Source organism: Streptomyces sp. NPDC052109 (assembly GCF_040680195.1).
GTDB lineage: Bacteria > Actinomycetota > Actinomycetes > Streptomycetales > Streptomycetaceae > Streptomyces.
Window position 1 is genome coordinate 1 of the sequence record NZ_JBFAWF010000023.1, and the last position, 13,823, is coordinate 13,823.

The window sequence follows — 13,823 nt, forward strand, 5'->3', positions numbered from 1 at the left end:
GCGCCGGTGGAGTCGGTCGCAGTGACCGTCACCTGGTAGGTGCCGGCGGTGGACGCCGTACCGGAGATCAGGCCGCTGGAGCTGTTGATGGACAGCCCGGTCGGCAGGCGACCAACAAGGCCTTCACCGCCGTAGCCGCGGCGAAGATGCTGCACCACGAGGACCCCGCCACCGGGATCGACGCACGGATCGCGCCGGAGGACGGCGACCTCGTCGTGCGCAAGGTCCGCTTCGGCTCGGGCTCCACCACCGATCTCCACCAGAAGCTCAGCGACCGCGGCATCGACACCCTGGTGCTCGCCGGGATCAGCACCAGCGGCGTCGTGCTGTCCACGCTCATCGACGCCGCCGACCGCGACTACCGCGTCTTCGTGCTGACCGACGGTGTCGCCGACCCCGATCCGGAGACTCACCGGGTGCTGCTCGACAAGGTGTTCCCCTCCCGGGCCCACCTCCTCGACACCAACGGGCTGCGCCAGCTTCTGCGATCCGCCTGACGCCGGGCTCCCCAGCGGTCCCGGCCGCCGGGGGACCGCCACACGGTTCCCCTGCCGCCGCGCGAAGCCCCCTCACCGCGCCGACCGGGTGAAGACCGATCGGAGTGTGCGAACTCTCCGGGAGGGGGTGATGTCGCTGAAGTGCCGCACCATCAGCAGCCGTATCCGCTACGGCAAGTACTTCGCAACATCCCCCGAGATGAGGGCCTTGCCCCGGCTGCTGAGCAGTTGCCGCGAGCAGCCGGTTGACCTGGGCCGGATCGGGAACGTATGCCGGATCCACCTCCTTGACGCGGCCCTCTTGCGCCGTGCCGTCCTGGCCGCACCTCTTGCCCTCCAGCTTGCGACATGGTGCGTACAGGGCCCCTCGCAGCACAGGCATCCCGGGCGGCTTCGTGGTGGTCGTTCAGTTGGGTGGTGTACGGGTGATGGCCCGGTTCCAGACGGGTGTACTGACGGGCGGTCGGACAGCGCGGCGTTGTCTGGCCGCACTCACCTGCCAGATGGCGAGGAGCAGCAGCGTGCCGGTTTCGGCGAGCAGGCTGAGGACGGCTTGTGGTGCTGGCTGCAGACCGCGCTCGGTGAATCCGAACACGCCTACGGTGCGCGAAGCGGTGAAGCCGCCGAGGGCACCGAGCGCGACGCCTGCCTCGGAGATCCTCAGCAGCAGGGGCGGAGTCCCGATCAGCAGCAGGGCAGCGAGGGCGAAAGAGGCGCTGGCCTGGAGCAGGAACAGGGGGCCGATGATGTGGATGAAGCGGTACCCGTCGGTGTAGAGCTGGGCGTGGATGTATCCGCCCGCGGCGAGGGTTGCGGCGGTCGCCGCCCGCAGGGTGGGGACGAGGAATCTTTGTGTACTCATGCCAGCCTCTGGTCCTTGATGGCCAGTTCGCGGTCGCCTTGGCGGTAGTCGACGCTGCGGATGCCTAGTGCGTCTCTGAGCTGCCGGGCAGGGACGACCTGGGGCGTGGGGGCGGGGGCGCGGCCCGGTTTGGGCAGGGGGTAGGCGGTGGTGGTGGCCGAGTGGAAGGTGATGTTGCCCTCTGTCTTGGTGAACAGTTGGTGGACGTGCCCGTTGAGACAGGTGACGGAGGAGAAGCGGCGCAGCAGGGCGATGACCTTGAGAGCGTCGTCGGTGCTCCAGCCCCACTTCGGGTACATGGCGAACAGCGGGATGTGGCTGAAGACCACGACGGGGGTGTCCGATGGCAGTCCCGCCAGGTCCTTGCGTACGAAGTCGATCTGCGCGTCGCCGAGGTGCCCGAGTTTCTCCAGGCTCAGGGTGTTGACCAGGGCGATGAAGTGCACGCCGTGGGTGTCGAAGCTGTACCAGCCATCGCCGAGCGTGCCCATGCCGAAGGTCCGCCGGTAGGCGCGGCCTGCATCACCGATGGAGTCGTGCTCGCCCGGCACGGTGAAGACACGGTCTGTCTTCATTCCAGCCATCATCTGCTTGACCTGGTCGAACTGCCCGGCCGTGGACAGATGGGTCAGGTCGCCGCTGTGCATGACGAAGTCCGGTCTGAATCCGAGTGAGTTGACCTGGTTGATCGCTTTGGTGAATGAGCCGGCCACGTCCATGTTCGCCGGACCCTGGAACCCGATATGGCTGTCGGAGACCTGCACGAACCGCAGCGCGCTGCTTCCCGCCGCGACGGCCCCGGCGGCGGCCCCGGCGTTGGTGTCGCGGGAGTCCGCGATGTGGCTGATCACCTCTCCGCTGGCCACGGTCAGCACCACCGCGCCGCCGAACCACCCTGCGTGCCGGATGAGTTGACGCCGGGTCATACCGTGTTCGGTTTGAGGCTGACCGGCGTCGTCGGCCGTTGCTCCGTCGTGACCGTCGTAGTAGCCGGTCATCAGGTCACCTCCACGGTGGCGGTCATGAACGGATGGATGGTGCAGAGGTAGGCGTAGGTGCCTGGCTTGGCGAACGTGTGGCTGTAGGTGGCATGGGTGGCCAGGGCGGCCGAATGCAAGGGGCCGCCCGATCCGGCGCTGGTGACGGTGTGGGCGTCGGTGTCCTGATTCGTCCACGTCACCGTCGTGCCCGCTCTGACCTTCAGCGTGGCCGGGGAGAATGCGAAGTTCTTGATCGCCACGGCATTCCCGGTCACCGGCGCGGCCGCCGCGCCCGTACGCGAGGGACTCATGGGCATGCTCATGCCGGGCATCGGGGAGGCGCCGGGAGTGGAGCCCACCGTTTTCCCCGACCCCGTGGCACCGGGCATTCCAGCCGTCTGATGCTGACCCGGCCCGGGTGTGATGGCGCCGGCCCCGATGGACGGGGAATGCGACGACTGGCCGCATGAGCTGAGGAGCCCCAGCGCACCGGCAGTGGCAATGGTGGCGACGGCGAGCCCGGCCGCAGCACGTGATCGCCGACCTGGTGGGCGAAGGTTCAAGTACATGGTGTCCGTTCCTCACTGATCAGGCGGAGACAGAAACTGCGCCGGCTCGGGCGCACGCAACCGCAGGGATGTGTGTGGTGGATGCCGTGTTGATGGGCACGCGTGCCTCCCGGACCCAGCGAGCGAGTCCGGATGCTGCCCCGCCGCGGCTGCCCGCCTCTACGTGCCCCGCGCTGCGCATCCGCCCTGCCACCCCACGAACATGCAGTCGGCAGCTCCCCCGAGCAGGCAGCCGCGAGTGACTCGGGGCAGGTCGGAGTCGCCCATACGGGTGATGCGCACACTGGCCTGGATGGAGCTCCGCCCCGGTGGTCGCGCGGCCCCCGATCACTGTGCGTGGGACCATCGCCGTGGTGTGTGCGGGCACAGGCCGGGGCTGCACGGTGGCAGCGGCTTCGATGCACGGGAACGGGGTGAGCGCGGCCGGTGGCGAGAGCGCGTGCGTCGCGTGGTGCATTTCGGTCACCTCTGTTCCGTCGTCTGCCGCATGGGGAAGCGATGAGGAGTTGCGCGTAAGTCGGTTCTTGTTCGTCTCCACGGACGGTGAGGGTCCTGCGGTTCGGTGGATACGCACCTTTTGTGAGATCTCTTGGGATCGCCGCAGATCAGCCGACCTCGGGCGCCATCCATGCCTGATCCTGGTGAGGCCGTAACGCCGCAAGGACGTGCCACCCGCGGCACTCACAGTGTGTGACCGACTCCGAACTGTCCATGCAGGACAAAGCAGGGCATATGCATGATGATCGTCGTATGCCCTGGAGTTCCCGAAAGCGTGGTCCAAGGATCGATCCGGATCGCTCCGCGCACCGTGTCTCTGTTAGAGGGACCCTTTCGGCCGTAGACGAGGAACTGCTGCGCACTCTGTACGCGGAGCACGCAGGAGCCCTCTTCCACTACGTGCTGCGACTGACCTCAGGAGACTGGCAATGGGCAGAGGACGTGGTGCAGGAGACACTGCTGCGAGCGTGGCAGCATCCCGCCGCGTTCGACCCCGCACGCGGCCCGGCCCGGGCATGGCTGTGTACGGTCGCCCGGCGCCTGGTCATCGACGCCCACCGGGCCCGGCAGTCCAGGCCGGCCGAGATCGGCGGCGATGTGCTGGAGCGAGCCGCCGAGCAGGAACCGGGGAAGGACGAGATCGAGCAGGCACTGCAGAGCTGGGCGGTCGCCGACGCCATCCGGTCACTGTCCCCGGACCACCGGGTCGTCCTGCTGGAGACCTACTACCGGGGCCGGACCATGGTGGAGGCCGCACAGGTGCTGGGCATCCCGCTGGGCACCGTGAAGTCGCGTACGTACTACGCCCTGCACGCCCTGCGGCTGGCGCTGCAAGAGCGAGGGCTCGAGCCATGACCGTGGCGGGCAGGAGGCGGTGACCATGAGTGCGGAGCACAACGCCCTCCGGCTGACGCTGGGAGGATACATCCTGGGCACGCTGCCCTCGGCGGAGATGGAACAGGTGCGCGTCCACCTCGCGGCATGCGCCGAATGCCGGGCCGAACACGTCCAGCTGGCGGGATTGCCCGCGCTGCTGGCGACGGTGACCGAAGCCGAAGCCGCGGGCCAGACGGTGCCGGCAGTCGACAGGGACCTGGCCGACCGGCTGGTGACACGGGCAGCCGAAAGCGCGCAGGGCTCCCTGCCCGAACGGCCCGCCGCGCCCGCGGTGTCGCAGACGCCGGAGGAGGGTGTGCTGGAGAGGCTGCTTCAGCAGGCCGCGACCAGGCGCCGCAAGTCCTGGCGTCTGCAACTGGCCGGCGTTGCAGCCTCGCTGACGCTCATCGCGGCGGCGGCCGGCGGCACATGGCTGGCGACCATCGGATCCGTGGGCAGCCAGGCGAGGCCGCCTGGGCCGACCGCGCCGACTGCCTGGCGCACTTTCTCCGGAAGCGACGCCACCACCGGCGTCTCCGCCTCGGTGAAGGTCTGGCCCTCTGCCTGGGGCAGTGTCCTGCAGGTCTCCGCCGGGGGAGCACCCGCCGGAATCACCTGCCGGCTGCAGGCGGTCGGGCCCGGCGGGGCCAGGTCGGACGGCGCCACCTGGCGAGCAGGCCAGTACCCTCCCGGCACCACGATCCCAGGGGCGGTTGCCATGTCCCCGGGAGCCATCGAGCACTTCGAGATCGTCGCAGGCAACGGCCAGAAACTGGTCACCATGCGGGCGTGAGCCCAGGCCATGGCCGTCGTGCCACGGGACGGCCCGGCCGCCCATTGACATGACTACGGCAGCCGGGCGTGAGCACAGGAGGCCAAGAAGACATCGCCTTCGAAAGGCCGACCTCTCGGCGGAGAGGGGCCCCGGGCAGTCGACAACAACCGGGCCGCCTCAAGACCGGCGGACCGGGCTGGAGGAGCGCGCACAGGATGTCCAGCCGATGGCCGTCGAAGAGGTTTCTGTTCGTGACATCGGCTGGACAGGCACGCTCCTGATCAACGTCGTCCGCCGATGTCGCCACACCGCACAGCTCCGGGATCGGCGAGACCGTCCGGCAAGAGCCCCCGGCCGATGAGCGCGGCGGCCTCGGAGGCCGACACCGGCACCTCCATGGCCGAGGGGCTGATCGGCACCAAGCGCGCGGAGGCGGCTCGTGGTCGAAGCGGCGGCCACCGGCCGGGAAAGGTCACCCCCGCGGCCAGGCTGATCAAGGTGAGGGCCATCCGGGTGCGCGACCAGCGGGTCGAGGGGCGGGTTCGAGCAGCCATCCGATCGATCCGGCCGCTGGGGTGCCACACATCGCGGGGCCGGTCAGCTGCTGCGGCTGCTTCGCCTGCACGACCTGTCATCGGGGGACTGCGCCGGTATCGGGACAGTTCTGCAGCTCGGTCGTGGGGCTCTGGCCCGCCGCTTCCGTCACGCGACCTTCGCAGTGGCAAGCTGGCCACCCGCGCCGGGCCCCTCGAGTGCCGGGCCCCGTACACGGGCGGGCACGGCTGTGCGGGGGCCAGCGGCACACATCTCAACTTCCGCCGGAGGAGGTGAAAGCCGGCGCCCTGGTCCTTCCCGCGACGCGCCGACGGTTTCCGGGCCCTGGTCACTCTCGCCCCGATCCGGCGAACCCGCCCCGTCCGCAGCGGATTTCATGCATGAGTGGGCCGACGGGGCGTGCACAACTCTTCTTTTTCCCCGAAGTCCGTACAGCCCGGAGAAGAGGATCCAGCACGTCTGCACGCCGAGGACTGCGACCCAGCCGAGATGCGGGCAAGGATGTCGGTCCCGCTCTACGGTGCGACGTTCCCGCAGGGTCGTCCTGGAGACCACGGGCGAGGGGACCGAGCTGTCGGTGCCCGGTCCGGCCGTGCGGCAGCGAGCTCCGGGCGGAGGCGGCTGAGCCCGGACAGGCGCCGACATCGACATGACTCGCCAGAATCCGAACAAAAGACATGAATAGCTCGAACCGTCCGGCATGCGTCGTCCGTGGAACTGAATGAGCGCGCCCATGCAGGATCAGGATCCGGCCTACCGACCGCCCCCGAAATTGTTCGCGGTCGCCCCGTCCCGGTCTCCGCACCTCCACAGAAGAGTCAGAAGACCATGTTTGTGACCAATTCCCCCAGCCCGACTTCACCGCTCGGCCGGCCCTGCCGCCGCCAGGCACTGCTCACCCTGCCGGCGCAACAGGCGCACGTCTCCGCCGCTCGTCACTTCGCTGCCGATCTGCTGGAGACCTGGAGCGTACCCGCGAGCGAGCGGGACTCCGCCGTTCTCATCGTCGACGAACTTGCCGCCAACGCTGCCCAGTACGGCCATGAGCGCATGGCCCTGCTGCTCGCCCTCGACCACGAAACTCTGCACATTGTGGTCACTGACTCCGGCGCGGCCGTCGAACGCCATCGCCCCGACATCGCCCCGGACGAACACGGCCGTGGCACCGGCATCGTCCAGTACCTCGCCCAGTCGACCGAGATCCGCCAGACACGCAGTGGCCGTGAAGTCCGCGCCTGCCTGAGGTGCTCGCCATGACCGGGCCGGACGCTCCGCACGAGCTGCGACCCCCTGCCGGGGCCGGCACCGCAGCACAGCGACAGGCCACCGGGTGCGGCCGCGGCGCCGGGTCACCCGACGCCCCCGCCGAGTGGTCCTTCGCGACCCACAAGCCGTGTCCCATCAAAGGCTGCCCGGGCCCGGCCCACATGCCCATGCGGTCCACGGCACACCCATCGGCCCTCGATCACGGCGGCCCCCACCACGACACGGTGCTGTGTCAACGCTGCGGAGCCGGCACCCGCGGACCGGCGGAGGTGTGAGCGTGGACGTCACCCCGAACAGCGGCAAGGGCATCGATGCCCCGCCTCCGCACGAGGCATATACGAATGCGCCAGATCTGCGCCGCGAGATGCGCCAAATGCTCGCCCTCGGAGCCGAACGCGACGGCCGTCAGGCCCGGCCCCTCACACGGCCCCCGATCGATGCGACGGCCGCCGAACGCGCCTGGCTGCTGCGCCGGACCGCCCTCACGGACCGGATGGGCCTGGACGGCCCCGGCCCCGGCCCGGTCGCAGCTGCCGCAGAAACCGCCGAACAACTCGTCCTCCACGACTGCCGCCATCCCGACCTGGCGGCCGGCCCGCCCTCCCCCCGACACAATCACGCTCGCGTGGCCGGCCCAGATGAGCCACGCGCTTGACCGCCAGTTGCCACAGCCCGCCACCAGAAACAAGGAGCCACAGAACATGGGTGGAAAGCAGAAGACACTCGCCATACTTGCCGGAGCCGCGCTGGCCGCCGGACTCACCAGCCCGGCCTTCGGGTCCACCGCCGCTCACTCGCTGCCCCTGCGCACCGCCGCGACGGGGTCGGGGGCGTCGGTCGTGGAGTGGAACCGCGAGCTCATCACCATCCTCAGCAATCCGAAGGCGCAGCAGGCCACCGTCCAGCCCACGCGCAGCTTCGCGCTTCTCCAGGCCGCCGAGTACGACGCCGTAGTGTCGATCACCCGGGCCGGCCCCGCCTACCTGTTCTCCGTGTCGGCGCCAGGAGGCGCTCGAGCGGACGCCGCAGCGGACCAGGCAGCCCACGATGTGCTGGTCGCCCTGTACCCGGCCAAGCGCGCGGGCGTGGACCAGCGGCTGAGCACCCAGCTGGCCGCGATTCCGGGCGGCCCGGGCAAGCAGGCGGGCATTGGTGTGGGAGCCGAGGTCGCCCGCCGACTGATCAGCCTGCGGTCCGACGACGGGTCCTCAGCCAAGCCGCCGCGGTTCGACCCCGGCGACAAGGCCGGTGACTACCGGTCCACCCCTCCCGCCTTCCCGGCACCGGTGTTCACCAACTGGGGCTCGGTCAAGCCGTTCGTGCTGACCGACGGACGCCAGTTCCGCCCGCCGGCGCCGCCGGCCGTGAGCACCGCCGAGTACGCCACCGCCTTGAACGAGGTCAAGAGCCTGGGGAGCAAGACCAGTACCACCCGCACCCCCGATCAGACCGCGGCCGCGAAGTTCTGGGCGGCGGCACCCGTCTGGAACGTCTGGAACCAGGTCGCCCAGGGCCTTGTCACCTCCCAGAACGCGAGCCTGCAGAAGGCGGTGAAGGTCTTCGCCCGGCTGGACCTGTCCCTCGCCGACACCGCGATCGCGATGTACGACGCCAAGTACGCCTACCACGTATGGCGGCCCGTGACCGCCATCCGGCTCGGCGGTACGCACTACAACCCGGGCATCGTCGGGGATCCCCACTGGACCCCCCTGCTGCCGACCGCACCGGATCCGTCCTATCCCGGCGCTCACGGCGCTCTCAGCCAGGCTGCGGCAACGACGCTCGCCGGATTCTACGGTGCCCGGCATCATCTCGCGGTGACATCGAAGGGCGTCACCCGAACCTTCGCCGGCTTCCAGGACGCCGCCACCCAAGCGTGGCTCAGCCGGATCTGGTCCGGCCAGCACACCTCCCTCGACAACCGCGCCGGCCGGCAACTCGGCACCCAGGTGGCCGATTTCGTGGCGCGTCACCTCTGACCGCCCCCACAGCGCGACAGCCATGCGCAGCATGGCAGTGGCCGGAAGCCAGTGGTCCCGGCGCATCGGGTACCACTGGCTCGGACCACGCTCAGAGAGCGGCCATCCTCCGCGCCGAGGGCCCGCAGCTGCTGGACGGCAGGCCGGACGTCCGCCCGCAAGAAGTCCTCGCTTCCCACCTGGTGCTACTTCCTCTGGAACCTCATGTCCCAGTCTCCAGGTGTCCTCGATCAAGGGGAAGCTTCACGGGGGTGCGATTGCCCGGGCTATCCGCCCCTCCCGCCCATGGCCCCGAACGGCTTCGCCATTTGCGACCTTGAGGTTACGGGAGCGCGTTGCCTCACCTGATGCCGTGGATGACTTGGGGGTCTGCGACCGGGAGGACAGGTTCGGCTTTCATAGCGGCGGGAGGCGGCGTCACGTAGACCGGGGCGGGGTCGGGTTCAGGCGCGCAGGTCTTGGCGATGACGCCTTTGCCGGTGGGGAGGCGGCCGTCTCGCAGGTAGTCGGCGAAGGTGTCGTCCAGGCAGGCGTTGCCGTGGAAGAGGATCTCGTGGAAGCTGCCGCCGTTCTGGACGACGAGTTTCGATCCGCGTAGTGCCTTGTGCATGGCGAGGGCACCCGGGTAGGGAGTGGCGGCGTCCTCGGTGGCCTGGAAGAGCAGGACGGGTGGCAGGCCCTTGCCGGTGATCTTCAGTCGGCCGTCCGGGTTGCCCTGGTAGGGCCAGAACATGCAGGCGGCGTTGTACCACATGTTGTTGTAGGTGTAGAAGGGCGCAACGGCGTTGACCTTGGCCTGGTCCCTCTTCCAGAACTCCCAGTCGCGCGGCCAGTCGTTCTCGGTGCACTGGACCGCGTTGTACGCCGGGAACGTGCCGTCGTCGGCACCCGGGGCCGCATAGCGGTTGTATGCGGATTGCAGCGGGCGGGTGTCGTTCTTGGTGAGGTAGGCCGACAGCGCGGTTGCCATCTGCGGCCAGCGCAGGAAGTTGTAGCCGCCACCGTAGAAGGTGTCCTCGAACTCCGCGGGTCCGATCTTGCCGGGGGCCGGGGCGGCAGCCACCGGGCTGGTCCTCAACGCGGCTTCGACCTGGTAGTACTTCTGCTCCACGGTGGCAGCGTCAGTGCCCAGGTGGTAGACCGAATCGGCCTTGGCGGTCCATGCCGCGAAGGCGTCGAATCGGCGCTGGTGCTCCTTGTCCTGCAGGATGTTGTGGTCGTACCAGCTGATGGTGGGGCCGACGATGCTGTCGAGCACCATCCGGCGCACGTGCGAGGGGAAGAGCTGGCCGTACGTCGAGCCCAGCGAGGTGCCCCACGAGCCACCGTAGAAGTTGATCTTCTGGACGCCGAGCGCCCGCCGGATGCTGTCCATGTCGCGCGCGTTGTCGACGGTGGTCACGTGGGGCAGGAACCAGCTCCAGTTGGCGGCGCAGTCGGCGGCGTAGGTGGCCGACTTCTCCAGCCATGCCTGCGAAGTGCCCTGGCTGACCTGGTAGTCCGGCCGCTCGGCGTCGAAGAAGTGCGCGTCGCAGGTGACGTGGGGTTCGCTGGCGTTGGTGCCGCGCGGGTCGAAACCGATCCAGTCGTAGGTCGAGGCGACGTCCTGGGGAATCTTTCCGGAGACGTAGGCGGGCATCCACAGGCCGGAGTCGCCGGGACCACCGGGATTCAGCAGGATGGGACCCTGCCGTCTGCTCCTGGGCGCCGTGGCCGGGAGCCGGTTCACCTTGATCTTGATCTTGGTGCCGTTCGGATGCGTGTAGTCCAGCGGCACTTCGAGCATGGCGCACTGCAGCGCGGGAGTGGTCGCGTCGTGGCAGGAGCTCCAGGTGAGCTTCCCCTGGCCTGTGTCCCCTGCCGCGGTCGGGGCAGCGGACACAGGCGTGATACCCGCACAGACTCCGCCGAGGGCGGCGACGACCGATAACAGGACTCGTGCTTTTGTCATGGAGGCATCATGTGGCATGTGCAATATCACATACCACCTCCGCGACGCGCTTTGCCCAACTGTGACTCACCGGGTGCACCTTGCAGACCATCCCCGGGTGGCCTCGACCGGTCCTTCGACCCCTCTCGCGCCGTCCGGGCCGTGACAGCTCCGTTCGACGAGCAGGGCATGCGACTTCACCGAGTCGTAGCCGGCGTCGAGGCGCACGGTGACCTCGCCAGGCGGCGCAAGGCCGTTCGGCGGACCCAGGGCTGGAGCCAGGAGTAGCGAGTCGTGGCGTTTGGCGCCGGCCAGGACGCGGCCGAGCGGGATGCGATGCTCGCCGACGGCGGCGAGACAACCGCTGATCCGGCACTGCTTCGCAACCGCCCCTTCCCACTGGGAGCCCTGACAACGAATCAGCCTCCAGGTGGGACCGGTGCACCAAGGTTCTGTGACAATCAGCCGGTCACCAGGACAACGCAGTTGCGGTACGTTCACATTCGGATGCATGGGCCCATGTGGATTTCCGTCGGTCGTTCCGGATTCCCCGAGGTGGCCGGCAGCTGCACAGAAGCCCCCGGCCACCTCGGGGAATCCAGAGGCAGGCTTGTGATCCAAGCTGGGTCAGCTTCCGACGGAGTCATTGACGTGGCCGACGTTCCCCGACCGGCGAGAGCAGGCGATGAGTCCGCCTGCGCCGCCGCTGACGAAGAGTCCGGAACCGCCGCGTATCCACGGCAGTTGCGTCGACTTCGGCGTGGCCAGGGAATCGGCGGAAGCCTTCGGTGTTTCTGCATCGGCTCCGTCGGCTCGCGGGGCGGGTGAGAAGCCGGCACCCGGCGTCGCTGAATCCGACAAGATGGTTTTCGGTCCGCCGAGGTGTCGTCGTTGAGCTTGTCAGAGGGCATGCACGGAGTGCCGGCGGGCTCGTCCGCCGGCCGCTTGGTCGGACTGCGGTTCTGCGAGGTGGAGGTCTCGGAGTCTGACGGTCACGGTGACCGGAGTGCTGACCCTGCCCGCGTCGACCTCGGGAGCAACCGCTCTACCTGATGGCTCATCAGAAAACTCGGTGAAGGGTCAGCATGAGACCGGCCGAACATGGCTACAGATGACGACAGGCGCACATCAGCCTACCCATTGACCATGAGCTGGCCTGGGGAAACGCCGGTTCCAAGGGGAGCCGGCCACGTGAGGAGCGAGCCGTGTTCTACTACCTGCTCAAGTACGTCCTGCTGGGCCCCCTGCTCAGACTGGTCTTCCGGCCCCGCATCGAGGGACTGGAGAACGTGCCGGCCGACGGCCCCGCGATCGTCGCCGGCAACCATCTGTCCTTCTCCGACCACTTCCTGATGCCGGCGATGCTGCGGCGCCGGATCACGTTCCTCGCCAAGGCGGAGTACTTCACCGGCCCGGGGCTCAGGGGCCGGCTCACCGCGTTCTTCTTCCGCAGCGCCGGGCAGATCCCGGTGGACCGCTCGGGCAAGGAGGCAGGACAGGCGGCGATCCGCGAGGGCCTGAGGGTGCTGGGCCGGGGCGAGCTGCTCGGGATCTACCCGGAGGGCACCCGTTCGCACGACGGCCGGCTCTACAAGGGCAAGGTCGGCGTCGCCGTGATGGCGCTGAAGGCCGGGGTGCCGGTGGTGCCGTGCGCGATGATCGGCACGTTCGAGGCCCAGCCGCCGGGGAAGGTCATCCCGAACGTCCACCCCGTGACCATCCGCTTCGGCAAGCCCCTCGACTTCTCCCGCTATGCCGGCATGGAGCAGGAGAAGGCGATTCTGCGGGCCGTCACCGACGAGATCATGTACGCGATCCTGGTCCTGTCCGAGCAGGAGTACGTCGACGAGTACGCCGCCGTCGTCAAGGAGCGGCAGGCCGCCCAGAAGGGTGCCAAGGAGCGCAGGTTCCCCCGGGCGCCGCTCAGTTGACGGCCTCTGCCGTCGGCAGAAGGGCGGGGACCGGACCGGCCGGCGTGCCTAGGCTCGTCGTATGAAGAGGGCTGTGGTGATCGGGGCGAGCGGGCAGATCGGGCGTCCGACGGTGGACGCGCTGGTGCGGGACGGCTGGGAGGTGACGGCCGCCTCTCGGGGCGGCGGCCGGGACGCGGCATGGGACGAGGGTGTGCGGACGGTCCGGCTGGACCGCTCCGACGACGCGGCCCTGGCCGCGGTGGTCGGCGACGGCTGCGATCTGGTGGTCGACATGGTCGCCTACGACGCCGCGCACGCCCGCCAGGTGACCTCCCTCGCGGACCGGATCGGCTCGGCGGTCGTGATCTCCAGCGGGGCGGTGTACGACGACGGCAAGGGCCGCAACTTCGACACGCAGGACGAGCCGGACGGCTTTCCCGTGTACCCGGTGCCGATCCCCGAGACGCAGCCGACGGTGGCCGCGGGCGAGGCGTCGTACGGCACTCGCAAGGTGGCGCTGGAGCATGAACTGCTCGCGGCGGCCGGCGAGTTGCCGGTCACCGTGCTCCGGCCCGGTGCGGTGCACGGGCCGTACAGCCCGCTCCCCCGCGAACTGTACTTCGTGAAGCGGAATCTGGACGGCCGGCGCCGGCGGGTGCTCGCCTTCCGGGGTGAGAGCCGGTTCCATCCGTCGAGCGCCCGGAACATCGCCGAGCTGGTGCGGCTGGCGGCGGCCCGGCCGGGTGCCCGGGTGATCAACGCCTGTGACGGCGAGACACCGTCGGTCGCCGAGATCGGCGCGGCGGTCGACGCGGTGATGGGCGTGGAGACCGAGACGACGTTCCTGGACGGTCCTCCCGACGGCTCCGTGGGGAGGACGCCGTGGTCGATCCCGCTTCCGGTGGTCTTCGACATGTCGGCCGCCGAGCGGGAGTTGGGCTACCGGCCGGTGGTGTCCTACGCCGGGAACCTGCCGGAGACGGTCGAGTGGCTCACCGGTGTGCTCGCCGCACGTGACTGGCGGGAGTGCTTCCCGCTCCTCGCCCGGGGGTACCCGGACCTGTTCGACTACGCGGCCGAGGACGCCCGGTTCACGGCATGAGCGAGGGGCGGCCGGGAAGTC

Annotated in this window: 13 protein-coding genes and 1 pseudogene; 8 read left to right on the plus strand and 6 right to left on the minus strand. The window is 69.3% G+C overall.

What is annotated here, in order from left to right; all coding sequences use genetic code 11:
• On the minus strand, positions 1–260 hold a 260-nt coding region (locus AB0L59_RS33540), incomplete at its 3' end, for an Ig domain-containing protein (protein WP_365590425.1).
• Between AB0L59_RS33540 and AB0L59_RS33545 the strand changes: the two genes are divergently transcribed.
• Positions 147–497, plus strand: coding sequence for a cysteine hydrolase (locus tag AB0L59_RS33545; RefSeq protein ID WP_365590426.1), 351 nt, complete (start codon positions 147–149; stop codon positions 495–497). The genes AB0L59_RS33540 and AB0L59_RS33545 overlap by 114 nt on opposite strands.
• Before the next feature lie 406 nt (positions 498–903).
• Here AB0L59_RS33545 and AB0L59_RS33550 read toward each other — a convergent pair whose 3' ends face one another.
• Genes AB0L59_RS33550 through AB0L59_RS33560 form a run of 3 tightly spaced genes read right to left on the minus strand, consistent with a single transcriptional unit; the run spans position 904 to position 2,662 of the window.
• Positions 904–1,359: a hypothetical protein gene (locus tag AB0L59_RS33550; RefSeq protein ID WP_365590427.1), complete on the minus strand. Its 456-nt coding sequence runs from the start codon at positions 1,357–1,359 to the stop codon at positions 904–906.
• Positions 1,356–2,357 carry a metallophosphoesterase gene (locus AB0L59_RS33555; RefSeq protein ID WP_365590428.1) on the minus strand — a complete coding sequence of 334 codons (1,002 nt, stop codon included), beginning with the start codon at positions 2,355–2,357 and terminating at the stop codon, positions 1,356–1,358. The genes AB0L59_RS33550 and AB0L59_RS33555 overlap by 4 nt, the downstream gene beginning before the upstream one ends.
• Positions 2,357–2,662, minus strand: a complete 306-nt coding sequence (locus AB0L59_RS33560; RefSeq protein ID WP_365590429.1) for a plastocyanin/azurin family copper-binding protein — start codon at positions 2,660–2,662, stop codon at positions 2,357–2,359. The genes AB0L59_RS33555 and AB0L59_RS33560 overlap by 1 nt, the downstream gene beginning before the upstream one ends.
• A gap of 1,029 nt (positions 2,663–3,691) precedes the next feature.
• Between AB0L59_RS33560 and AB0L59_RS33565 the strand changes: the two genes are divergently transcribed.
• The 5 genes from AB0L59_RS33565 to AB0L59_RS33585 all read left to right on the plus strand — a co-directional run bounded on the left by AB0L59_RS33565 (position 3,692) and on the right by AB0L59_RS33585 (position 8,857).
• The gene (locus tag AB0L59_RS33565; protein ID WP_365590550.1) at positions 3,692–4,261 is read left to right on the plus strand and encodes a sigma-70 family RNA polymerase sigma factor; all 570 of its coding nucleotides are present in this window, start codon (positions 3,692–3,694) and stop codon (positions 4,259–4,261) included.
• A gap of 25 nt (positions 4,262–4,286) precedes the next feature.
• Positions 4,287–5,075, plus strand: coding sequence for a zf-HC2 domain-containing protein (locus AB0L59_RS33570; RefSeq protein ID WP_365590430.1), 789 nt, complete (start codon positions 4,287–4,289; stop codon positions 5,073–5,075).
• A gap of 1,371 nt (positions 5,076–6,446) precedes the next feature.
• Positions 6,447–6,869: an ATP-binding protein gene (locus AB0L59_RS33575; RefSeq protein WP_365590431.1), complete on the plus strand. Its 423-nt coding sequence runs from the start codon at positions 6,447–6,449 to the stop codon at positions 6,867–6,869.
• Between the two features lie 286 nt (positions 6,870–7,155).
• On the plus strand, positions 7,156–7,533 hold the full coding sequence (locus AB0L59_RS33580) for a hypothetical protein (protein WP_365590432.1): 378 nt from the start codon (positions 7,156–7,158) through the stop codon (positions 7,531–7,533).
• Between the two features lie 46 nt (positions 7,534–7,579).
• On the plus strand, positions 7,580–8,857 hold the full coding sequence (locus AB0L59_RS33585) for a vanadium-dependent haloperoxidase (RefSeq protein ID WP_365590433.1): 1,278 nt from the start codon (positions 7,580–7,582) through the stop codon (positions 8,855–8,857).
• Between the two features lie 340 nt (positions 8,858–9,197).
• On the opposite strand, the gene AB0L59_RS33590 is transcribed toward AB0L59_RS33585, so the two are convergent.
• Together AB0L59_RS33590 and AB0L59_RS33595 are read right to left on the minus strand one after the other, a co-directional pair.
• Positions 9,198–10,739, minus strand: a complete 1,542-nt coding sequence (locus AB0L59_RS33590) for an alpha/beta hydrolase (protein ID WP_365590434.1) — start codon at positions 10,737–10,739, stop codon at positions 9,198–9,200.
• 240 nt (positions 10,740–10,979) lie between these two features.
• Positions 10,980–11,120, minus strand: a pseudogene (locus tag AB0L59_RS33595) (IS5/IS1182 family transposase); the annotation flags it as partial.
• Between the two features lie 872 nt (positions 11,121–11,992).
• Between AB0L59_RS33595 and AB0L59_RS33600 the strand changes: the two are divergent.
• Both AB0L59_RS33600 and AB0L59_RS33605 read left to right on the plus strand, forming a co-directional pair.
• Positions 11,993–12,718: a lysophospholipid acyltransferase family protein gene (locus AB0L59_RS33600; protein WP_365590435.1), complete on the plus strand. Its 726-nt coding sequence runs from the start codon at positions 11,993–11,995 to the stop codon at positions 12,716–12,718.
• 61 nt (positions 12,719–12,779) lie between these two features.
• Positions 12,780–13,802 (plus strand): NAD-dependent epimerase/dehydratase family protein, encoded by a 1,023-nt coding sequence (locus AB0L59_RS33605; RefSeq protein ID WP_365590436.1) that lies wholly within the window; start codon positions 12,780–12,782, stop codon positions 13,800–13,802.
• Positions 13,803–13,823: the final 21 nt, after the last annotated feature.